This is a genomic window from Pseudomonas sp. MCal1, from assembly GCF_026341415.1.
Classification (GTDB): Bacteria; Pseudomonadota; Gammaproteobacteria; order Pseudomonadales; family Pseudomonadaceae; genus Aquipseudomonas.
Genome location: NZ_JAKUMP010000004.1, coordinates 87,737 through 109,568 on the forward strand (window position 1 = coordinate 87,737; position 21,832 = coordinate 109,568).

Consider the following 21,832-nt stretch of genomic DNA (forward strand, 5'->3'; position numbering starts at 1 on the left):
GCATCCCGCACCACGGATGAACTGCCGAGCTTTGGGAACATGAGCGAGAAGATGAGCGAAAACACTGAGACCCCGGCCACCGATACGCCCGCCGCCAAACCTTCCCGGCGCTGGCCGTTGCTGGCGGTCGGGCTGTGCCTGGTGGCCGGCGTGGCGGGCGGGCTCGGCTGGCTGATGCACAAACCCAAGGCGCCGCCAGCGGAATTGGCCAGCGACAAGCTCGGCCTGAGCCGCCCGGACGCGCTGCTGGAAACCCGCTCCCTGAGCCAGTTGCCCAAGGATTTGCTGACGGTGCCGTTCCTCAAAGCCACGCTCACCGAGGATTTCGTCTTCTATTACGAAACCCACGCCGACCGTCTCGGGCTGATTGGCAGTCTGCGGCGGATCATCTACGAGCATGACCTGAAGCTGCAAGACAGCCTGATCGAGCAACTCTTCGATCAACCGGCGGACGTGGCGCTGTGGCGCGGCGCCGATGGTCGTTTGAAGGATTTCCTGCTGGTGATGGATCGCGGCGGTTTGGCCAAGTTGCTGGAGCCCTTGGCGAAAGTCGCGCTGGATGATTCGCAACTGAGCGTGTTCAGCACCCTGAAAGTCGGCGGCGACGAAGTGCCGCTGTATCAACTGACCTACAACGCCGGCAAATCCCTGTTGTTCGCCTCTCGCGGCGACAAACTGGTGGTGCTGTCCAACCCGGCCAAGTTCTACGACCCGGAAAGCGGTGCTTCCGAAGAGTCCGGCCATGTTTCGCCGCAGGCTTTGGCGGCGCTGCTCAACGGCGAAAAACTGTTCCCCGAAGCGTTCGGGCTACCGGTCAAGACGCCTGAAACCAAACAGCGCCTGTCGGTCAACTCCAGCGTCCTGGCCATGGGTTACCAGCGCTTCATCCCGAACTTCGCCGGCCTGCGTTTCGACATGGACGACAAGGGCTGGCACAGCTATCTCGCGATGGATGAACTGGACAACCAGCCGGACTTCGATTTCAAACCGGTCTGGCAAGCCATGCCGCTGGGCGCCAGTGCCTGCGTGACCTTGCCGGTCGCTGCCGAGCCGCAGAAACCGTTGCTGTTGAAGCTCGGTGCCGAAGAGGCAGTGGCGCAGAAACTCACCGAACACGTTGCCGGCGCGGCGGGCCTGTGCTGGTACGCCGATTCGCGGTTGTACACGCCGTTGCTGGTGGCCAGTCTGAACGACGAAGACAACGGCAAGCTCGACGCGGATATCGGCACATTGTTCGATTCGATGGTCGGCGCCTACGAAAGCAAGGTCGACGAGCACGCGTTCCCGGTGGTCGAAAGGCAGGAAGGCCAGAGCCACCTCTGGCAGCGTCAGGTCAGCTCCAACTTTGGCCCGTACGCGGCCAGGGATGCCGAGAACCCGGATGCAATCACCGGCCGTGCCTTCATGAAAGTCAGCCTGGCGCGCCACGGTTCGACACTGCTGTTTTCCCTCGACGACAAACTGGTCGACAAGGCCCTCGGCACCCTCGACAAGCGCTTCCCGCCGATGGCCGATGTGCTGCCGAAAGACGTGCTGATGCCGATCTATTTCGGCCCGGATTCAATGGCACAGCTGATCCAGCAGGAAACCCTCGACAGCCTGCCGCAGGACATGGAGCCGGTGTTCTACAACGCCGCGCAAACCTACCTGATCCCGAAACTGCGCACCCTCGGCGGCATGGGTAAATACGCTCTGACTCTGCCCGAGGGCAGCGAGCCTGACGGTCACTGGCAATGGTTGCCGCTGGAGTGGAAAGCGCTGTGACGACATTGATCCGCAGCCTCGGCTTGCTCGCGCTGTTACTGAGCGCGGGTGCCCGAGCGGTCGAAACGCCGGCACTCGATCCTGCGCAGTCCCAGGTTTTTCGCGCCTGGTTCGTGCGCATCGCTCAGGAGCAGTTGAGCAAAGGCCCGAGCCCGCGCTGGTATCAGCAGGACTGCGCCGGGCTGGTGCGGTTTGCCGCCAACGAAGCGCTGAAAGTCCATGACGACAAATGGCTGCGCAGCAATGGCGTGTCCAATCGCTACCTGCCGCCGGAGCTGGATCTGAGCGCCGATCAGCGCCAGCTCGCCCAGCAATGGCAGCAGGGCGGCGGCAAGGTCGGGCCCTACGTCAATGCAATCAAACTGATTCAGTTCAACAGCCATCTGATCGGCCGCGACGTGTCTCAGGCACGGCCCGGCGATCTGATGTTTTTCGATCAGGGCGACGACCAGCACCTGATGATCTGGATGGGCCGCTACATCGCCTATCACACCGGCACGACCACCCCAACCGACAACGGCATGCGTTCGGCAAGCCTGCAGCAACTCATGACATGGAAGGACACCCGATGGATACCCGACGCAGCCAACCCCAACTTCATCGGCGTCTATCGACTGAACTTTCTCTCCCAATGACCGGTGCCCGCATGCTGCGTTTACTGCCTTTTCTGTTGCTGTCAGTCCTGCCGTTTTCGGCCGTGAATGCCGAAGACTCCGTGGAGCCAAGCGGCTACACGCCGGTCTCCGGTGAAAGCTTTTTCCTGCTGGCCGACAGCAGTTTCGCCGCCGACGAACAGGCGGTGGTGCGCCTCGAAGCGCCGGGCCGTGACTACCGCCGTTTCCGTATGGAACCGTACGGCGGCGCCGACATTCGGGTGTACAAGATCGACAAGCCGCTGGACTTCCTCAAGCGCCAGAAAAACCTGCACCGCGTGGTCAGCGACGGCCAGTTCAAGGGCGAAGGCCTGTCGAACACCCTCGCGTACCTGTGGGACAACTGGTACCGCAAATCCCGTCGGGTGATGCAGCGTGCGTTCTCCTACGAGTCGCGTCAGCAAGTCACCGAAGAGGTGCCGGAGCTGAAGATGGGCAACGCCATCGCCGCGCCAACGCCGTACGACGCGCAGCCGCAGTTCGCCCTGATTCCGGGCCTGCCGGTGGTCAGCCAGTTCCGCTATCCGCTGTGGCAGGCCAAGCCGATCCAGCCGCCGACAGGCGTGAGTCTGGCCGGGTCTTCCAGCGAGTTCGTCAGCGTTGCGCCGGGCAACGTCTACATCCCGCTGGGCAATCTGAAACCGGGCCTGTATCTGGTCGAAGCGCTGATCGGCAAGTACCGCGCGACCACCATGGTTTTCGTTTCCAACACCGTCGCGGTGAGCAAGATTGCCGGTGATGAATTGCTGGTGTGGGCCGCGCGCAAACACGAAGGCAGCTCGGTGCCGAAGGTCAATGTGCTGTGGACCGACGGCCTCGGCGTGATGAGCAGCGGCGCTACCGACAACGACGGTTTGCTGCGCCTGAAACACGTCAGCCCGGAGCGTTCGTTCGTCATCGGCGAGGACGAAGAGGGCGGCGTATTCGTCTCGGAAAACTTCTATTACGACAGCGAAATCTACGACACCAAACTCTACGCCTTCACCGACCGGCCGCTGTATCGCCCGGGTGATTGGGTGTCGCTGAAAATCGTTGGCCGCGAATTCAAGAACGCCCGGGATTCGGTATTGCCGGGGGCGGCGGACGTCAATGTCAGCGTGCTTGATGCGACGGGCACCGAGTTGCAGCGTCTCGATCTGAAGCTCGATTCGAAGGCCGGCACTCAGGGCCGCTTCCAGTTGCCGGACAACGCCGTGGCCGGTGGTTACGAGCTGCGTTTCAACTACAAGGATCAGGCCTACAGCAGCGCGTTCCGGGTAGCGGAGTACATCAAGCCGCACTTCGAAATCTCGCTGAATCTGGCCAAGCAGGATTACCGAACCGGCGAACCGGTGAAGGGCAGCCTGGTGCTGCTGTACCCGGACGGCAAACCGGTGGCCAACGCCAAACTGACCCTGAGCCTGCGCGCCCAGCAACTGTCGATGGTCGACAACGAGCTGCAATACCTCGGGCAATTCCCGGTGGAGCTGACCAGCACCGAACTGACCACCGACAGCAAGGGCAATGCGACCCTTGACCTGCCGGCCGCCGACAAGCCGAGCCGCTACATGCTCACCGTGTTTGCCAGCGATGGCGCGGCGTACCGGGTCAAGACCACCAAAGAAATCCTCATCGACCGGGGCGCCGCGAGCTTCCGTCTGACTGCGCCACAGCGTTTCAGTGCGGTCGGTGACAAGGTCGCGTTCAGCTACGCCAATGAGGGCGGCAGTCAACAGGCGCAGGCCGTGGTGCCGAGCAGCTACAGCTGGGTGCGTCTGGAAGACCAGAGCACGGGCGAAGGCAAACTGGCGGCGAAAGACAAAGGCTTCAGCGTGACGTTTGATCGTCCGGGCACCTACAACCTGTCGCTGAAGGATCAGCACGGTCGAGTGCTTGGCGCGACCGGTCATTCGGTCACCGGTGACGGCGTCAAGGCTGTGCCGGGCACCGTGGAGATCGTCCTCGACAAGCCCGAGTACAAGGCCGGCGACGAAGCACTGGCGCTGATCACCTTCCCGGAGCCAGTCAGCGATGCGCTGCTGTCGCTGGAGCGCGACAAGGTTGAAGCTACCGCGCTGCTGGCCAAGGGCGGCGACTGGCTGAAACTGGAAAAGCTCAGCGACACCCAATACCGCGCGCGCATCCCGGTGAAGAACAACTTCGCGCCGAACCTGACATTCTCGGTGCTCTACACCAAGGGCGGTCAGTACAGCTTCCAGAACGCCGGGATCAAGGTCGTCGCCCCGCAGATCGACGTGGCGATCAAGACTGACAAAGAGACTTATCAACCGGGCGATACCGTGACGGTCGACCTGACCACGCAGTTCGCCGGCAAGGCTGTGCCGGCGCACCTGACGGTCAGCGTGGTCGATGAAATGGTCTACGCGCTGCAACCTGAGGTCGCGCCGACCATCGACCAGTTTTTCTATCACCCGCGCCGCAACAACGTGCGCACCAGCGCCAGCCTGTCGTTCATCAGCTACGACGTGGCGCTGCCGGGCAGCCCCGGTGCACCGGGCAAAGCCAACCGCAGCGAACGTGGGGTGAAAGTGCTGGAGCGGCCGCGCCGCGAAGACGTCGACACCGCTGCATGGCAGCCGGAATTGCTGACCGACGCCGACGGCAAGACCCGCTTCACTTTCAAGATGCCGGACTCGCTGACCCGCTGGCGCATCACCGCGCGGGCGATTGCCGATGACGGTCAGGTCGGACAGAAGAAGCAGTTCGTCCGCTCGGAAAAGCCGCTGTACCTGAAGTGGAGCGGGCCGAGCAAATTCCGCAAGGGCGATCAGCCGCAGCTTGGCGTGTTCGCCTTCAGTCAGGCCGAGAAACCGGTCAAGGCTGAACTGGTGACGCACTACGCGGGCGCCGAACAGCGCCTGCCGGTGACCCTCAACAACGGCATCAACTATCTGCCGCTGCCGGCCTTCGCATTGGCCACCGGCGAGTGGACCGCCGAGCTGGTGCAGGACGGCAAAACCGCCGATGCCCTTGCTGTGCGCCTGACGGCGACCGGCGAAGGCTGGCAAGTGACGCAGACCCAGAGCCTTGACGTGGCCAGCGGCGACACACCGTTGAGCCTGCCGGCAGACGCGACCGACATTCGCCTGCGTCTGGATGACAGCCCGCAGGCGCTGTTCCGCTCTGCCCTCGATGATCTGCTCAGCTATCCGTACGGCGGCGTCGAACAGACCGCCAGCCGTTTGCTGCCGCTGAGCATCGCTTATCCGTCGCTGGCGTCGAGCCCGCAGATCCGCGACCGCTTGCGCCTGATCATGCAGAACAGTCGTCTGCGCCTGGTACAAATGGCCGGGCCGTCGGCGAGCTTCACCTGGTGGGGCTTCGACGGCGAGCCGGATGCGTTCCTCACCGCTTACGCCTATTACGCCGACTGGAACGCCAGTCAGGTGCTGGAACTGACCTTGCCGCCGGAACACTGGCAGCGGGTGCTGGAGGTTTACGCCAAGCAGGCGCCGAACACGCCATTGCTGCAACGGGCGCTGATCCTGTCGTTCGCCAAGCAGATGCACTTGCCGGTCAACACGCTGCTCAGCGGCTTGATGGAGGATCTGGCCAGGGCCGGGGAAGGCAATGCCGAAACCCTGATGGACGACGGCGAAGACAGTCTGGTGATGGGCGATCCGGATTCGGCACTCGGTCTGGCGGCGGCGCGGGTCTTGACCGCATCGCTGGCCACCCAGTCGAAAGTCGCTTTGCCGGACGCGTTCAACCGTCAGCTGGGCGCTGCGCAACAGCGTTTGGCCGTCAGTTCGCAGCCGTTTGCCGAAGCGCTAAACCTGTCCCTGCAACCGTTCGATCAGGCTCGCGCGACAGCGTTGTTGCAACGCCTGCTGCCGCAGCAATCGACCCTCGAACGTGCGCTGGCGCTGACCTGGCTGCAACGCAGCATCGCCCAGGCGTCGCCGACCATCGCGCTGGCGCCGGGCGACGGCTGGAAGAAAAACCATGGCGCGACCGGTGAGATGTACTGGACGTGGCAGGGGGCTGCGCCGGTGCCGAGCGTGTTGACGGTGTCGGGCACTCAGGAGCGTCCGTTGCGTGCCACGTTGAGCTTCCAGACCCTGCAGCCGGCGGTCGATCCGATGGCGGTGACCATCACTCGTCGCCTGTCGCGCCTGGTGCCGGGTGACGAAGCGTTCACCTTCAAACTGGAGCCCGTCGGCAGCAAGCCGCTGTCGAGTGACAGTCTTTATCTGGACGAAGTGATCCTCACCAGCAAGGCACCGAAACCGCTGCGCTACGGCATGCTCGAAGTGCCGTTGCCGCCGGGCGCCGATGTCGAGCGCACCACGTGGGGCATCAAGTTGCAGGGCAAGGACGGCACCGAGCCGACTGCGCTGGAGAAAGCACGTTTCGAACCGGGCCAACTGGCCTACGCGGTGCCGGTGGATGCGCTGAGCGGTGAATTGCGTCTGCGGCATCTGGTGCGTTTTTCGCAGAAAGGCCAGTTCAACTTGCCGCCGGTGCGTTTCACTCAGGTCTACGCGCCGCAGCACCGGGCCCAGGAAGCGAAAGCGGCCCTCGGTCAGGTCACGGTCAACTGACATGACCCGGCCGCTGCTGTGGCTGCTGATGTGTGTGATTCCTGCGCTGGCGACGGCGCAGGATGAACCTTTGCGCGTGGCGTACAAGGGCGAATTGTTGTCGCTGAACACGGCGCAAATGACTGCTCGCGAGCCGTTGCCATCGTCGCTGGAGACGCCGCTGGGCAGTCTGTGGAAGGTGATCGTTTACGCGTGGCTGGTGGATACCGGCGCACGGGAACCGGCCTATGAATGCCGCGGGCAGTCGAAGGAAGAAGTCTATTGCTGCGCCGCGGGCGGCAAGATCGAGCGTGATCAGGCGCTGGTGAAATCCTGCGGGCTGTATTTCGAGCCGGCGCGGTTGGGCATAACCGCTGGCGACTGGAGAGCCTATTGGCAGACGCGACAGGCGCCGTCGTGGTTGCTGGATTTGCCATCGGTGCAACCGGCTACTCGGGTTTCCGTGGCTGACTTGTTGAAGGTTTTGTCTTGGCTGCCGGCTCAGGATCAGATGCGCCGTGTGCTGCTCGATGTCGTTTTGAATGCGGCGGATGGCAATGTCGTCGGTGAGCTTGGCGGACGTTTGCGGGTGAAGACCTGGAGCTGGCTCGGCGATCAGGATCCGCAATCACGTCAGGGCGGTTTCGCTGGCTGGACGGCAGATGGATCGCCGATCTGGGCCGGTGGCCGGGGCACCAGTCAGATGGTTCTGCGGCATTACGGTTCGGCGCTGGCGACGTTGTTGCTCGCATCATGGCCGGCGGAAGCGGGAAGTTGCGTTGAGGTCGGACTGTTCTCGCGTTATCCGGTTTCGCGGGTTCTGGCGGGTGAACGCGTTGCTGGCTCCGGCCCGTTGCAGGGCGATTACCGCGTCGAGTTCGCCAACGGCAATGCGCTGGATATCCACAGCGACGGCGAACTGTTTCTGCTCAACGACAAGCTGGTCGCCCGGCTGGATCGCGAAGAATACGTCGCCCGCGTGCTGGAGCGTGAAGCCAAACCCGAACCGGCCGAAGCCGCCAAAGCATTGGCCGTGGCAATCCGCACGTATCTGCTGCAAAACGCCGCACGCAACGGCGAATGTCTGAGCATCGACGACAGCAGCACCCGGCAACGTGTCGCCCCGCGTCCGGCCTCTGCCGAATCGCGCAATATCGCAGCATGGACGGCGGATCTGGTGCTGGCCGGCAGCACCGTCACCTATCACTCCGATCAACCCGGCCCCGACAAACTCGCCTGGCAGCAGGCCGTCGAACAAGCCAATGCCGGCCAGCGTTACGACGCGATCCTGCTGCATGCTTATCCGCGCGCGAGCCTCAGCCGTTGGGACAACCCGGTGGCGTCCTGCGAAGCGCTGCCCGCCGCGCAGGACTGGCTGCAAAAGCAGCGGCGCGGCTGGCGTCCGAAGCTGGAAGGTGAAACCGGCTACAGCGAAGTCAGCACATTCGCCGTCTGCAAACTCGCCTTCGGCCGGCCCTTCGTCGACCGCGAACGCCAGCGCATCTACGTGCGCGGCGTGCTGTCGTTGCAGGATCGCCTCGACCTGACTCACGAATACCTGCACCTGGCCTTTGAAGCACACCCCAACGGCCAGGATGAAACCTATATCGAAGGGCTCGCCCGTCACCTTTTGCTGGAATAGACCATGACACACCGTTATCCACAGGTCTTGCTGTTGCTTTGCGCGTTCGCCGCTGTTTCGCCGGTGATCGCCGCTGACGGCGTCAAACTCGACACCCCGGTCGGCGGCTGGCGCAGCGGCGCGCCTGAAGGCGAGGGCGAGAGCTTTCGCCAGGCGGTCAACTACCCGGCCTCCTCGGTGAACACCCCCCTCGGCCAGGCCAACACCGCGCGCATCAGCGGCGAAATCAAGGCCACCCCGAAAAACAAAGAGCCCGGCCGCCTGATCGTCAACGGCGTCAGCATGCCCCTGAAAATCGACGACAGCGGCCGCTTTGATCGCCCGTTCTCCTTCCCCAACGGCAGCAACAGCGTTGAAGTCCGCAGCCCCGACGGTCAGCAACGGCATCGTACGCAATTCCTCAACACCAGCGGCGGCGCCACTCCGGCGAAACTTCGGGTGTTGCTGGCGTGGGACAGTGATGGCACCGACCTCGATCTGCACCTGATCACACCCGACGGCGCACACATCTGGTACGGCGATCGCGTCGCCCCCAACGGCGCGGCCCTGGACGTCGACGTGACCACCGGTTACGGCCCGGAAATCTTCGCCATGCCGGCGCCGATCAAGGGGCAGTATCTGGTGTATGTGAATTACTTCGGCGGTGGCTATCGCGGGGATGATGAAGGTGGGGAAGAGGCGGTACAGCCGCTGACTACGGCGCAGGTGACGGTGATTACCGAGGAAGGGACACCCAGCGAGAAGATGGAGACGTTCCTGGTGCCGATGCGGGCGGTGGGGGAGTTGACGTTGGTGAAGGCGTTTAGTTATCCGTGAGGGGATTGTGCAACGGGCTGTTGCACAGTTGAATTGGGCAGCAGCTTATTGCCCGATTGCGGTACCAATTCTCGCGAAACTACGGCTTGGCTGGATTCGACGTTACAACTCATCCAGGCTTATCTTGACTCGCTGAGGAGCGACAAGACGTTCGTGGACTGCGGCGATAAGCGCCACATCCTCCTTGCAGCGTAACTGGGCTTTGATCAGTAACTGATCCCTATCTGAGAGTTGCGGCTTCTGACAGTCATCATTATGGATTTTTGAGGAGTCCGTGATGGAGCACCGTAATGAGTTTTGCCATTACGGTAACAAGGAAGATATTGGGGCATTAGATTTGGTTTTCTTGCGGGCATTAAAAAGCCGGCTTGTGGCCGGCTTCTCGGGGACTGGCTTGGTTTATTTTTGGTAAACCGCGCCAGCCTTCAAAACGTACATCCGGATCTTGCGTCCGGCTGTGGGACTTGGTCAGACAGTGGTCTGCCGCGTCAGGCGTCATCTGGGCCGCTTGGCGGGTCGATGCGCGAATGTGGGGCGCAGGATACTGAGTTTTGTTGGGGATTCCCAGTCTCAAGTGCGGATTAGAGCGATTTCTGCGGCAGGACGCGGGGATTTGTACCGTGTAGCCGGGCCTCTTTGCAGGCTAGCCAAGGGCCGGGAGTGACAGAGGGTCAGAGAAACGGCACCACCGGTCGCCGCTTGCCCAGCGTCGACCACCAGAACACCCACCCCAATACATGAATCCTCTGCTCCTCGATCTGCGCGGCGCGGAAGATTTCGTCCGGGTATTCGGCGCTGTTGTGGCTGCGCAGGCGCAGGGCGTTGCCGGGCATGCGGTGCAGGTATTTGATGCGCAGCATGCCGTCGTGCTCGATGGCGTAGATTTCGCCGTCCACCACCTGGGTGAGGCCGCGGTCGATGGCGAGGGTGGAGCCGTCTTCGATTTTCTCGGCCATGCTGTTGCCGATCATGTGGGTGCAGATGGCGTCGGAGTGGCGGATTTCCAGGGCTTCGAGGTGGCTGCGGGGCAGGCGGATGGTTTGGTCCGGGTCTTTGATGACGTGGGTCTTGTCGGAGCCAGGGGCAGTGGGGGCTTCCTTGTAGAGCGGCAATTCGATGTCGTTGGTTTCGAGCACCGTGTAGACGCCGCGAATGGCATGGGCATCGAGAATGTCGCCCGAGTCCGTATGCAGGTGCGGGGCCTCTTTCGGGCCTTCGCCGGTCTTCAGCCATTGGCTGTTGACGGACAGCAGGCGTGCGACCTCTTCCAGGCGGTACGCGGGTACGCCCCGGGTGTACCAGTTATGAACGTTTTGGGCTTCCGTGCCCCAGAACTTTGCGAATCCCGTGGTGGTGATGTTCGCAGCTTCCAGGAGTGCCTTGAATCTTGGACCGCTAGTGTTCTTTCTCATAAACGCGAGTCTACGGCCGGCCTAGAGCGGTTTGAATAAACCTTGCGTTCAAAATCAGGGCAAATTTTGCGACGGGATGTAAGACGTCATTGTGGGAAATTACACACACTAAAACTTTTCTGTAGGCCGCTATAAACAAGCTGTTTAAGCCCTGGGCGGCCAGGCACAAAAAACCCCGGATCAACCGGGGTTTTCTTCAAGCGTGTCGCAGGTCGCGAGGCTTAGCCTTTGTAGGCAGCAACCGACTTGGTGATCGCGGCGCGGGCGGCGTCTGCACCGTCCCAACCTTCGATTTTCACCCATTTGCCTTTTTCGAGATCTTTGTAGTTCGCGAAGAAGTGCTCGATCTGCTGGATCAGCAGGGCTGGCAGGTCGGTGTATTCCTTCACGTCCACGTACAGCTGGGACAGCTTGTCGTGCGGAACTGCGATGACTTTGGCATCGCCGCCGCCGTCGTCGGTCATGTTCAGGATGCCGACCGGACGGGCGCGGATTACCGAACCTGGAGCAACCGGGTAAGGGGTTACGACCAGTACGTCGAGGGGATCACCGTCGTCAGCCAGGGTGTTCGGGATGTAACCGTAGTTGGCCGGGTAGAACATCGGGGTGGCCATGAAACGGTCAACGAACAGGCAATCGCTGTCTTTGTCGATTTCGTATTTGATCGGCGCGTGGTTGGCCGGGATCTCGATCGCGACGTAGATGTCGTTCGGCAGGTCTTTGCCAGCCGGAATCTTGCTGTAGCTCATTGGGCGTTGCCCCCGTTAGTTGACCAAAAACACTTGGCCGGATTGACCAAAAAGTGGCGGCGATTATAGGCATATTCTGCCGTGGACGCCACGTACCGGAAGTCGTGCAGACCTTTACTCGTGAGCCTGATAGACCGGGTCGGTGGCCTGAAGTTGCTTCAGGCGGGCCAACGGATCCTGGCGGTAGAAAAGGCGCAACTGCGCATACACCTGTGGATAAGCCTCGTGCAGCAGATCCGGAGCGCTGAAGAAGTACTCGCTGGTGACGGCGAAGAATTCGGCCGGGTTCTCGGCGGCATACGGGTCGATGGCGGTTTCGGCATCGGGGTTGCGGTCGAGCTGGCGATTGAGGTCGTCGTATGCCGTCTGCATCACCTCGGCCCAGTCGCTGACCCGCATATCGGCGTGCAGCGGTGGCAGGCCGTTGGCGTCGCCGTTGAGCATGTCGAGTTTGTGTGCGAGTTCGTGGATCACCAGGTTGTAGCCTTCCCAGCCACCACTGGCCATCACGCCGGGCCAGGCGAGGATGATTGGCCCTTGTTGCCACGCTTCGCCGCTGTGTTCGCCGTCCCACTCATGCTCGACGCCGCTGGCATCGCGATGGCGTTGGGGGCTGAGGAAGTCGTCGGGGTAGAGGACGATCTCGTGGAAACCCTGATACCAGTTCAGGTCGCCGAGATGCAAAAGCGGCAATTGGGCCTGGGCGGCGAGCAGCAGGCGCTGTTCCTGATGCAGTTCGACGCCGGGCAGGGCGGTCAGGTGTTTGTCTTCGAGGAACAGCACGCTGGCTTCGCGCAGCCACTGGTCTTGCGCGGCAGTGATGCCATCGAGAAAGCTCAGGTGATGACGCACCCGCTGCCACATATCGTCGGCAATCGGGTGCTTGGCCAGAATGCGCCGGCGGCGCCAGGCGCTCAGCGACCACATCGGCTTAGTGCGATTGGGCTTTGGCGCCGCCGAAACGGCTGCGAATCACGCCGATGATCATCGGTACCAGCGACAGCAGGATGATGCCGACCACCAGCAGCGACAGGTTCTTCTTGATGAACGGCACGTTGCCGAAGAAGTAACCGAGCGTCACCAGGCCGCCGACCCACAGGACGGTGCCGAACACGCTGAAACCGAAGAAACGCGGGTAAGGCATCTTCGCGACACCGGCAACGAACGGTGCAAAGGTGCGGATGATCGGCAGGAAGCGCGCCAGGGTCACGGTTTTGCCGCCGTGCTTGTCGTAGAAATCGTGGGTCTGTTGCAGGTAATCGCGGCGGAAGATCTTCGAGTTCGGATTGCTGAACAGCTTTTCGCCCGCCGTTCGTCCGATCACGTAGTTGGTGCTGTCGCCCAGGATCGCCGCGAGCATCAGCAGCCCCGCCAGCAACACCGGGTCCATGCCACCACCCGCAGCCACGGCGCCGGCGATGAACAACAGGGAATCACCCGGCAGGAATGGCATCACCACCAGACCGGTCTCGCAGAAGATCACCAGAAACAGGATGGCGTAGATCCATGGCCCGTAATTATTCACCAGCAGGTCGAGGTAAACGTCGAGATGCAGGATAAGGTCGAGCGGGTTGAAATCCATGGAGGCACCTGTGGTGATGGCCTGACTCGGCAAGCCTGTGCGGATGACTTCGTGTAAGCCTACAAGCGGGTGTAGTTTTTCTTACAAGCCGGAAAGATCGGGATTATACGGGCTGAGGGGTGAAAAGCGTGTTGGTTTTGTAGCGGGGAATGTCGGTGTGAACAAATGTCGGGTTGGAATTTATTCCGGGGAGGGCGTTCGCTTCCTCCCCGCCGTACGCCCGGCGATCAGAGCTCGTCGCTGATCGGCAGCACGTAGTTCTTGAACTCGGTGTCTTCCTTGAACCCGATGGATTCGTAGGTTTTCTGCGCGACTTCGTTGTCGGCACTGGTGGAGACGCGCATGCGCACAGCCTGGGTTTCCTTGGCCATTTTCTTTGCGGTGCGGATCAGGTTGTCGGCCACCAGTTGGCGGCGGGCGTCTTCGGCGACGTAGATGTCGTTGAGGATCCACACGCGCTTGAGCGACAGGGAGGAAAAGCTCGGATAGAGCTGGCAGAAACCCATGAGTTTCTTGTCGTCGTCATCGGCCAGCGCCAGGTAGATCACCGATTCCTTGCGTCGCAGGCGCTTTTCGAGAAACGCCCGGGACGAGTCCGGATAGGGCAGGGAGCCGTAAAACTCGCGGTACTTAACGAACAACGGGGTCAGCAAATCCAGGTGTTCGAGGGTCGCTTGGATAATCCGCATGGTAGGTCTCGTCCTTCAAGTGGCTGTCTTCACGTGCTCTGACGGCGATGGGAAACCCGGGCGGCCGTGAATCGATCCTGCCTCAAACCTGCGCAGAAAGGCAATGCGGAAACGGTTCAGGCTGGGGGCGGATCGAGCAGGAAATTACTCTTCATGTCTGCACCGGCTTCCGATTCCAGCGTCTGAACCTGCGCCTCGTCCTTCAGATTGACGCCCGACAGCTGTCGCCGACAGGCTTCGCGCATCAGGTACAGCAGGCGATGCGCCGCCATACCGTAGCTGAGCCCTTCCAGCCGCACGTTGGAGATGCAATTGCGGTAAGCATCCGTGAGACCGACCTTTGGATTGTAGGTGAAATATAAACCCAGGCTGTCCGGCGAACTGAGGCCCGGACGCTCTCCGATCAGCATCACGACCATTTTGGCGCCCAGCAATTGGCCGATTTCATCGCCAATCGCCACCCGCCCTTGTTCCACCAGCACCACCGGCGCGGTCGACCATTGGTCGGCGCTCATCTGTTCCTCCAGTCGGGTCAGGAACGGCAGGGTATGCCGATGCACCGCCAGCGCCGAGAGACCGTCCGCCACAACGATTACCAGATCTACACCGCCCGGATGCGTCTGGGCGTAGTCGCGCAGGGTCTGGGCGGATTGATCGCTCAATTTTCGCCCCAGATCCGGGCGTTGCAGGTAGCTGTTGCGATCCACCGCCGCGCTGTGCAGCAGCAGACTTTCGCGCCGGCGTTCAGCCAGTTGGGCGCTGAGCCCGGCATGATCGAACGGCAAATGCACTGCGTCCCGGGCCTGCGCGTGGGCATATTGGAAATCCAGTTGTGCGCGGGTCGGCAGGCTGGTGCCGGTGCGACCGAGGGCGATGCGCGCCGGGGTCAGGCGACGCAGCTCCAGCCACGGGTTTTGCGGATCGACGGGCGGTTTTTCCATCTGACTCATCCCAGTTGCGCCAAGGCCTGGCGGAAAGCCGGCGGCAGGTTGTTGCCGAAGCGGACCTTGCCGTCCGCCTGGGTGAAGATGCCCATGTTCGCCAGCCACTGCTCGAACTCCGGTGCCGGCTTCAGGCCCAGGGTCTGACGCGCGTAGAGCGCGTCGTGGAACGAGGTGGTCTGGTAGTTGAGCATGATGTCGTCGGAGCCGGGAATGCCCATGATGAAGTTGATCCCGGCCACGCCCAGCAGGGTCAGCAGGGTGTCCATGTCGTCCTGGTCGGCTTCGGCGTGGTTGGTGTAGCAGATATCGCAGCCCATCGGCACGCCGAGCAACTTGCCGCAGAAGTGGTCTTCGAGGCCGGCGCGGATGATCTGTTTGCCGTTGTAGAGGTATTCCGGGCCGATGAATCCTACAACGGTGTTCACCAGGAACGGCTTGAAATGGCGCGCCACGGCGTAGGCCCTTGTCTCGCAGGTCTGCTGATCGACGCCGTGGTGGGCGTTGGCCGACAACGCGCTGCCCTGACCGGTCTCGAAATACATCAGGTTCTGCCCGAGGGTGCCTCGATTGAGGCTCAGGCCCGCTTCATAACCTTCTCGCAAAATGTTCAGGTTGATGCCGAAACTGGCGTTGGCCGCTTCGGTGCCGGCAATCGACTGAAACACCAGATCCAGCGGCACGCCACGGTTGATCGCTTCTATAGAAGTGGTGACGTGGGTCAGCACACAGGCCTGGGTCGGAATGTCGTAGCGCTGGATGATCGCGTCGAGCATTTCCAGCATCGCGCAGATCGAGGCGATGCTGTCGGTGGCCGGGTTGATGCCGATCATGGCGTCGCCGTTGCCGTACAGCAGGCCGTCAAGAATGCTCGCCGCGATGCCGGACGGTTCATCGGTCGGGTGATTGGGTTGCAGCCTTGTGGATAACCTTCCACGCAGGCCGAGGGTTCCGCGAAATTTGGTGACGACGCGGATCTTCTGCGCCACCAGTACCAGATCCTGCACGCGCATGATCTTCGACACGGCGGCGACCATTTCCGGCGTGAGGCCGGGTGCGAGTGCTCGCAGACTGGACTCGTCGGCCGCTTCGCTCAGAAGCCAGTCGCGAAAGCCGCCAACGGTGAGATGGCTGACGACCGCAAAGGCCTGTTTGTCATGGCTGTCGATGATCAGTCGGGTGACTTCATCGGATTCGTAGGGTATCAGCGCTTCCTGCAGGAAATGAGTCAGCGGGATATCGGCCAGTGCCATTTGCGCGGCCACCCTCTCGCCATCGTTGAGCGAGGCGACGCCGGCCAGAAAATCCCCGGAGCGCGCGGGGCTGGCCTTGGCCATCACGTCCTTGAGGCTGTCGAAGCGGTAGGTCTGGGCGCCGACGGTATGGGCAAATGCGGCCATTGGGCGCGTTCCTCCTGAATGAATGCTTTTAGTGCAGGCACCGAGCCTGAGGCCCGGTGCCGGTGCAATCCGGATAACGTTCAGACACTTTCGAGCATAGCGTCTGCCGGTGCTTCGGAGCGTTGTTTGGCGGTCAGCTGGAAATACAGGTAACCGGCGGCCATGAAACCGAGGAATACACAGCCGATCAGCGTGTTGAACCAGGCCATGGCCACCAGGCACACCAGCGCCAGGAACAGCGCGATGGCCGGCACCACCGGATAGCCCGGCGCGCGGAAGGTGCGCTCCAGATTCGGCTCGGTTTTGCGCAGTTTGAACAGGCTGAGCATGCTGATGATGTACATCACGATGGCGCCGAACACCGACATGGTGATCATCGCCGCCGTCAGGGTCATGCCTTGCAGATTGACCAGTCCGTCGCTGTAGATCGCCGCGATGCCGACCACGCCGCCGGCCAGGATCGCCCGGTGCGGGGTCTGGAAACGCGAGAGTTTCGCCAGGCCTTTCGGCAGGTAACCGGCCCGGGCCAGGGCGAAGAACTGCCGCGAGTAGCCGAGGATGATCCCGTGGAAACTCGCCACCAGCCCGAACAGACCGATCCACACCAGCATGTGCATCCAGGTCGAATTGTTGCCGACTACCGCTTTCATCGCCTGCGGCAGCGGGTCGTTGATGTTCGACAACTGGCGCCAGTCGCCGACGCCGCCGGCCATCACCATCACGCCGATGGCCAGGAACACCAGGGTCAGGATGCCGCTGACGTAGGCCCGTGGAATCGTGCGTTTCGGGTCCTTGGCTTCCTCGGCCGCCATGGCCGCGCCTTCGATGGCTAGGAAGAACCAGATTGCGAAGGGGATCGCCGCGAAAATGCCGGGAATCGAGCCCATCGTGAACTCATTGGCGCCAGACCAGCCATTCAGCACGAAGTTGCTGAAGCTGAAGCCCGGTGCCACCACGCCCATGAACACCAGCAGTTCGGCGACGGCGAGCACGGTAACCACCAGCTCGAAAGTCGCAGCGATGCTGACGCCGAGAATGTTCAACGTCATGAACACGAAATACGCACCGACTGCCGCGAGTTTGGGGTCGAGCCCCGGATATTGCACATTCAGATACGCGCCGATGGCCATGGCGATGGCCGGCGGGGCGAACACGAATTCGATCAGGGTGGCGATCCCGGCGATCAATCCGCCTTTCTCGCCGAACGCCCGGCGGCTGTAGGCAAACGGCCCGCCTGCATGGGGAATCGCGGTGGTCAGTTCGGTGAAGCTGAAGATGAAACAGGTGTACATGGTCGCGACCATCAGGGCCGTGACCAGGAAACCCAGGGTTCCCGCCGTGCCCCAGCCATAACTCCAGCCGAAGTATTCGCCGGAAATCACCAGGCCGACGGCAATGCCCCAGAGGTGCAGGGTGCCGAGTGTGGGTTTGAGCTGTGTGGTGGAAGTCATAAGTCCTCTCTGTCTTTTTTATTGTTCGATCTGTTGGACTTTCAGGTGTAGCGGTTGAGTGGGTGGATGCTGTTCACGCAGCGGCAGTGTTCATGCAAATCCTGAATGACAGGTACGCAAGGCCCGTGCCAGAGCGGCCAGGCCATTTGTGGTGTGTCAGTCAGGACGCTATCGCTGGCAAGCCGGCTCCCACCAGGATCTGCGCAAGCCCCAGCAGCACCAAAACCTGTGGGAGCTGGCTTGCCAGCGATGGCTGTTTAAGGGGCAACACAGGACTCCCTGTATTGCCCCGAGGTTTTAGAAGAAGCCCAGCGGGTTGATGTCGTAGCTCACCAGCAGGTTTTTGGTCTGTTGGTAATGGTCGAGCATCATCTTGTGGGTTTCACGGCCGACGCCGGACTTCTTGTACCCGCCGAACGCGGCATGCGCCGGGTACAGGTGGTAGCAGTTGGTCCACACGCGACCGGCCTTGATGGCGCGGCCCACGCGATAAGCGCGGTTGATGTCGCGGGTCCAGAGGCCGGCACCCAGGCCGAACTCGGTGTCGTTGGCAATTGCCAGGGCTTCGGCTTCGTCCTTGAAGGTGGTGATGCTCACCACCGGGCCGAAGATTTCTTCCTGGAACACACGCATTTTGTTGGTGCCCTTGAGCAGGGTTGGCTGGATGTAATAACCGGAGGCCAGGTTGCCTTCGAGTTTTTCCACCTTGCCGCCGGTCAGCAGTTCGGCCCCTTCGCCCTTGGCGATTTCCAGGTACGAAAGGATCTTGTCGAATTGCTGCTCGGACGCCTGGGCGCCGACCATGGTGTCGGTGTCGAGTGGGTCACCCCGTTTGATCTGGCTGACCTTTTTCATCACCGCTTCCATGAACTGCGGATAGATCGACTCCTGAACCAGTGCGCGGGACGGGCAGGTGCAGACTTCGCCCTGGTTGAAGAACGCCAGTACCAGACCTTCAGCGGCTTTTTCGATGAAGCTTGGCTCGGCCTGCATGATGTCTTCGAAGAAGATGTTCGGCGATTTGCCGCCCAGCTCAACGGTCGACGGAATGATGTTCTCGGCAGCGCATTTCATGATGTGCGAGCCGACCGGCGTCGAGCCGGTGAAGGCGATCTTGGCGATGCGCTTGCTGGTGGCCAGGGCTTCGCCGGCTTCTTTGCCGAACCCTTGCACCACGTTCAGCACGCCCGGCGGCAGCAGGTCGCCGATCAGCTCCAGCAGCACGCTGATGCCCAGCGGGGTTTGCTCGGCAGGCTTGAGTACCACGCAGTTGCCGGCGGCGAGGGCCGGGGCGAGTTTCCACGCGGCCATCAGAATCGGGAAGTTCCACGGGATGATCTGGCCGACCACGCCCAGTGGTTCATGGATGTGATAGGCCACGGTGTTGCCATCGATCTCGGCGGCGCTGCCTTCCTGGGCGCGCAGGCACCCGGCGAAATAGCGGAAATGGTCGGCCGCCAGCGGGATGTCGGCGTTGAGGGTTTCGCGGATGGCTTTGCCGTTATCCCAGGTTTCGGTGATCGCCAGGGTTTCGAGGTTCTGCTCGATGCGGTCGGCGATTTTCAGCAGGATCAGCGAACGTGCCTGGGCGGAAGTCGAGCCCCAGGCATCGGCGGCAGCGTGGGCGGCGTCCAGGGCTTTTTCGATGTCTTCGGCCGTGGAACGCGGGAATTCGGCAATCGGTTGGCCATTAACAGGCGAGGTGTTGGTGAAGTACTGACCTTTGACAGGCGCGACGAACTCGCCGCCGATGTAGTTACCGTACTTGCTCTTGAACGAGACTTTGGCGCCGTCAGTACCGGGGTGAGCGTAACGCATGATGTTCTCCTTGGCTGTTGTATTTATCAGAGAGACGCGCATGAGCGCTTGCTATAAGCGTAGAGCAAAGGTCGGGCCACTGCCGTGCAGGTCAGGCAAATCAAGGCCTTGCGCGATTCCCGTCGGACAAGTGGCAAGCGTCTGTGACGCTATCGGTACAGCTTGGGTGACAGTTTGTACCGCTTCTGGCACAACCCGTGACCGGGCAGTCTTGCCAGCATTGCAAAGACCGGTTGGCTGGAGGATGCTGGGCACCACTTCACGCATGGGCCGATGAGCCTCGGGGAGAATAATAAGAAATGCACGACAACCATTTGAGTCGCCATGCCCAACAGGTTCTCACCGTCACCCAGGGCAAACCGCACCTGCATGGTCCCGGTGCCGACCCGTCGATTGCCCGCTCGTGGCTGCGTTGTCTTGAGGACTATCACCTCGACCCGGCCCTGACCATGGCGCCGACCGTGCTCGAACACGGTCGTGTCCTTGAAAGCCGCGAACGGTTGCAACAGGTGTTGCAGATCGCCGGCAATGAAATGAGCAGCCTGCATCAACAGCTCTCCGGCGCCGGCCACGCGGTACTGCTGACCGACGCGCGCGGGGTGATCCTCAACTGCGTCACCGCCCCCGCCGAACGCAAGATCTTTGAACGCGCCGGCCTGTGGCTGGGCTCCGACTGGAGCGAGGCCTGCGAAGGCACCAACGGCATCGGCACCTGCCTGGTGGAGCGCCAGGCCCTGACCATTCATCAAGACGAACACTTTCGCGGCCGCCACACCGGCCTGACCTGCTCGGCGAGCCCGGTGTTCGACCCGCATGGCGAACTGCTGGCGGTGCTCGACGTTTCCTCGGCGCGACACGACGTCTCGCGCCAGAGCCAGTTCCACACCATGGCACTGGTCAATCTGTCGGCGAAGATGATCGAGAGCTGCTATTTCCTGCGCTGCTTCGATAACCAATGGTTGCTGCGTTTCCATCTCCAGGCCGAATCCGTCGGGCTGTTCAGCGAAGGGCTGCTGGCGTTTGACGGGGAAGGGCGGATCAGCGCGGTCAATCAGAGTGCATTGAACCTGCTCGGGCATATTCGCGGCGGCTTGCTCGGCAAACCGGTGGAGGCGTTTTTCGATTGTTCGCTGGATGAATTGCTCGGGCGCGCCAGTGCCAATGCCAGCGCCAGTTGGCCGTTGCGCACCCGTGACGGTCGGCATCTGTTTGCGGTGCTGCGCGGCGAAACCCGTCGGCCGTTGCCGGTCGCGCCGGCTCCCGCGCTTGTCCAGGCGCCGCGCCTTGCAGGTATTTGCCTCGGTGATGCGGCGTTGCAGGCAGATTTCCGCAAGTCGCTGCGAGTGTTCGAACGCGACGTGCCACTGCTGATCAACGGCGAAACCGGTTCCGGCAAAGAGGCATTCGCCAAGGCTGTGCATAACGCCAGTCAGCGCGCCGGCAAAGCGTTCGTCGCCCTCAACTGCGCGGCGATTCCCGAAAGCCTGATCGAGAGCGAACTGTTTGGGTATCGCGGGGGCAGTTTCACCGGCGCGCGCAAGGACGGCATGCGCGGCAAGCTGCAGCAGGCCGATGGCGGCACGCTGTTCCTTGATGAAATCGGCGACATGCCGCTGGCCTTGCAGACCCGACTGCTGCGAGTGCTCGAAGACCGGCAAGTGGTGCCGATCGGGGGCGAGCCGGAAGCGGTCAACGTGCGGATCATCAGCGCCACTCACCGCAATCTGCTGGAGCGGGTTGGCGACGGCAGTTTCCGTGAAGACCTTTACTACCGGCTCAACGGGCTGGAAGTCGCGTTGCCGCCGTTGCGCGAGCGCAGTGACAAGTCGCAGTTGCTGGATTTCCTGCTGGCCGAAGAGGCAGGCGGGGAAACGATCCTGATCGAAGAGCCGGCGCGTCAGGCATTACTCGGGTTCAACTGGCCGGGCAATGTGCGGCAGATGCGCAATGTGCTGCGCACGCTGGCGGCGTTGTGCGATGAAGGTCGGATCGGGCTCGATGATCTGCCCGCGATGTTCCGGCAGGTGCAGCCGCTCCTGGTCAAGGTCGATGAGTCGTCGTCCGAACATCCGCTGGAAGATGCCGAGCGGATGGCCTTGCTCAATGCCCTGGAGCACACCCGCTGGCACATGACCCACACGGCGCAGCAGTTGGGCGTCAGTCGCAATACGCTTTATAGAAAGCTGCGCAAGCACGGGATTGCCCGAACCGCCTGAATCTTCGTGCTGATCGTTCCCACGCTCTGCGTGGGAATGCCTCCCCGGACGCTCCGCGTCCGCTTTTGGACGAGAGCGTCCTGCGCTGCATTCCCACGCAGAGCGTGGGAACGATCATGTCGGGTGATCAGCTAAAGAGTGCCATTTCCCCCTCCCTGCGCTAACCTGCGGCCATG

General features: G+C 61.9%; 15 protein-coding genes. 6 read left to right on the forward strand and 9 right to left on the reverse strand.

Annotated elements, in window-relative coordinates:
- Positions 1–51: 51 nt before the first annotated feature.
- Genes MKZ87_RS08705 through MKZ87_RS08725 form a run of 5 tightly spaced genes read left to right on the forward strand, consistent with a single transcriptional unit; the run spans position 52 to position 9,398 of the window.
- Complete coding sequence (locus MKZ87_RS08705; RefSeq protein ID WP_234206041.1) at positions 52–1,764, forward strand: DUF2138 domain-containing protein; 1,713 nt, start codon at positions 52–54, stop codon at positions 1,762–1,764.
- Positions 1,734–2,399 carry a DUF1175 domain-containing protein gene (locus MKZ87_RS08710; protein WP_234206040.1) on the forward strand — a complete coding sequence of 222 codons (666 nt, stop codon included), beginning with the start codon at positions 1,734–1,736 and terminating at the stop codon, positions 2,397–2,399. Before MKZ87_RS08705 ends, MKZ87_RS08710 begins: the two co-directional genes overlap by 31 nt.
- Positions 2,396–6,961, forward strand: coding sequence for an alpha-2-macroglobulin family protein (locus tag MKZ87_RS08715; RefSeq protein WP_234206038.1), 4,566 nt, complete (start codon positions 2,396–2,398; stop codon positions 6,959–6,961). The genes MKZ87_RS08710 and MKZ87_RS08715 overlap by 4 nt, the downstream gene beginning before the upstream one ends.
- A gap of 1 nt (position 6,962) precedes the next feature.
- Positions 6,963–8,582 carry a DUF2300 domain-containing protein gene (locus MKZ87_RS08720; RefSeq protein ID WP_085703094.1) on the forward strand — a complete coding sequence of 540 codons (1,620 nt, stop codon included), beginning with the start codon at positions 6,963–6,965 and terminating at the stop codon, positions 8,580–8,582.
- A 3-nt stretch (positions 8,583–8,585) separates the two neighbouring features.
- Positions 8,586–9,398 (forward strand): YfaP family protein, encoded by an 813-nt coding sequence (locus tag MKZ87_RS08725; protein ID WP_085697634.1) that lies wholly within the window; start codon positions 8,586–8,588, stop codon positions 9,396–9,398.
- A gap of 671 nt (positions 9,399–10,069) precedes the next feature.
- Here the strand turns inward: MKZ87_RS08725 and MKZ87_RS08730 are convergent.
- The 9 genes from MKZ87_RS08730 to MKZ87_RS08770 all read right to left on the reverse strand — a co-directional run bounded on the left by MKZ87_RS08730 (position 10,070) and on the right by MKZ87_RS08770 (position 19,440).
- Positions 10,070–10,810 carry a S24 family peptidase gene (locus tag MKZ87_RS08730; protein ID WP_085697633.1) on the reverse strand — a complete coding sequence of 247 codons (741 nt, stop codon included), beginning with the start codon at positions 10,808–10,810 and terminating at the stop codon, positions 10,070–10,072.
- 221 nt (positions 10,811–11,031) lie between these two features.
- Positions 11,032–11,559, reverse strand: a complete 528-nt coding sequence (gene ppa / locus MKZ87_RS08735) for an inorganic diphosphatase (protein ID WP_007933577.1) — start codon at positions 11,557–11,559, stop codon at positions 11,032–11,034.
- Positions 11,560–11,673: 114 nt separating this feature from the next.
- Positions 11,674–12,486, reverse strand: a complete 813-nt coding sequence (locus MKZ87_RS08740; protein ID WP_085703095.1) for a zinc-dependent peptidase — start codon at positions 12,484–12,486, stop codon at positions 11,674–11,676.
- 4 nt (positions 12,487–12,490) lie between these two features.
- Positions 12,491–13,141, reverse strand: a complete 651-nt coding sequence (locus MKZ87_RS08745; protein WP_085697631.1) for a DedA family protein — start codon at positions 13,139–13,141, stop codon at positions 12,491–12,493.
- 227 nt (positions 13,142–13,368) lie between these two features.
- Positions 13,369–13,830: a GNAT family N-acetyltransferase gene (locus MKZ87_RS08750; protein ID WP_007958617.1), complete on the reverse strand. Its 462-nt coding sequence runs from the start codon at positions 13,828–13,830 to the stop codon at positions 13,369–13,371.
- A 116-nt stretch (positions 13,831–13,946) separates the two neighbouring features.
- Positions 13,947–14,780, reverse strand: coding sequence for an ethanolamine ammonia-lyase subunit EutC (eutC, locus tag MKZ87_RS08755; RefSeq protein ID WP_371917917.1), 834 nt, complete (start codon positions 14,778–14,780; stop codon positions 13,947–13,949).
- On the reverse strand, positions 14,777–16,171 hold the full coding sequence (locus tag MKZ87_RS08760) for an ethanolamine ammonia-lyase subunit EutB (RefSeq protein WP_234206034.1): 1,395 nt from the start codon (positions 16,169–16,171) through the stop codon (positions 14,777–14,779). Before MKZ87_RS08760 ends, eutC begins: the two co-directional genes overlap by 4 nt.
- Positions 16,172–16,251: 80 nt before the next feature.
- The gene (gene eat, locus MKZ87_RS08765) at positions 16,252–17,622 is read right to left on the reverse strand and encodes an ethanolamine permease (protein ID WP_085703097.1); all 1,371 of its coding nucleotides are present in this window, start codon (positions 17,620–17,622) and stop codon (positions 16,252–16,254) included.
- Positions 17,623–17,919: 297 nt separating this feature from the next.
- A complete protein-coding gene (locus MKZ87_RS08770) occupies positions 17,920–19,440 on the reverse strand; it encodes an aldehyde dehydrogenase family protein (RefSeq protein ID WP_085703098.1) in 1,521 nt (506 codons plus the stop codon).
- A gap of 299 nt (positions 19,441–19,739) precedes the next feature.
- Here MKZ87_RS08770 and MKZ87_RS08775 point away from each other — a divergent pair, with 299 nt between their 5' ends.
- Positions 19,740–21,656 carry a sigma-54-dependent Fis family transcriptional regulator gene (locus MKZ87_RS08775; RefSeq protein ID WP_266200630.1) on the forward strand — a complete coding sequence of 639 codons (1,917 nt, stop codon included), beginning with the start codon at positions 19,740–19,742 and terminating at the stop codon, positions 21,654–21,656.
- Positions 21,657–21,832 lie beyond the last annotated feature (176 nt).

Coding starts and splice junctions, on each gene's coding strand:
- MKZ87_RS08705 (WP_234206041.1), top strand. CDS start 52: ATGAGCGAAAACACTGAGACCCCGGCCACCGATACGCCCGCCGCCAAA.
- MKZ87_RS08710 (WP_234206040.1), top strand. CDS start 1,734: ATGGTTGCCGCTGGAGTGGAAAGCGCTGTGACGACATTGATCCGCAGC.
- MKZ87_RS08715 (WP_234206038.1), top strand. CDS start 2,396: ATGACCGGTGCCCGCATGCTGCGTTTACTGCCTTTTCTGTTGCTGTCA.
- MKZ87_RS08720 (WP_085703094.1), top strand. CDS start 6,963: ATGACCCGGCCGCTGCTGTGGCTGCTGATGTGTGTGATTCCTGCGCTG.
- MKZ87_RS08725 (WP_085697634.1), top strand. CDS start 8,586: ATGACACACCGTTATCCACAGGTCTTGCTGTTGCTTTGCGCGTTCGCC.
- MKZ87_RS08730 (WP_085697633.1), bottom strand. CDS start 10,810: ATGAGAAAGAACACTAGCGGTCCAAGATTCAAGGCACTCCTGGAAGCT.
- ppa (WP_007933577.1), bottom strand. CDS start 11,559: ATGAGCTACAGCAAGATTCCGGCTGGCAAAGACCTGCCGAACGACATC.
- MKZ87_RS08740 (WP_085703095.1), bottom strand. CDS start 12,486: ATGTGGTCGCTGAGCGCCTGGCGCCGCCGGCGCATTCTGGCCAAGCAC.
- MKZ87_RS08745 (WP_085697631.1), bottom strand. CDS start 13,141: ATGGATTTCAACCCGCTCGACCTTATCCTGCATCTCGACGTTTACCTC.
- MKZ87_RS08750 (WP_007958617.1), bottom strand. CDS start 13,830: ATGCGGATTATCCAAGCGACCCTCGAACACCTGGATTTGCTGACCCCG.
- eutC (WP_371917917.1), bottom strand. CDS start 14,780: ATGAGTCAGATGGAAAAACCGCCCGTCGATCCGCAAAACCCGTGGCTG.
- MKZ87_RS08760 (WP_234206034.1), bottom strand. CDS start 16,171: ATGGCCGCATTTGCCCATACCGTCGGCGCCCAGACCTACCGCTTCGAC.
- eat (WP_085703097.1), bottom strand. CDS start 17,622: ATGACTTCCACCACACAGCTCAAACCCACACTCGGCACCCTGCACCTC.
- MKZ87_RS08770 (WP_085703098.1), bottom strand. CDS start 19,440: ATGCGTTACGCTCACCCCGGTACTGACGGCGCCAAAGTCTCGTTCAAG.
- MKZ87_RS08775 (WP_266200630.1), top strand. CDS start 19,740: ATGCACGACAACCATTTGAGTCGCCATGCCCAACAGGTTCTCACCGTC.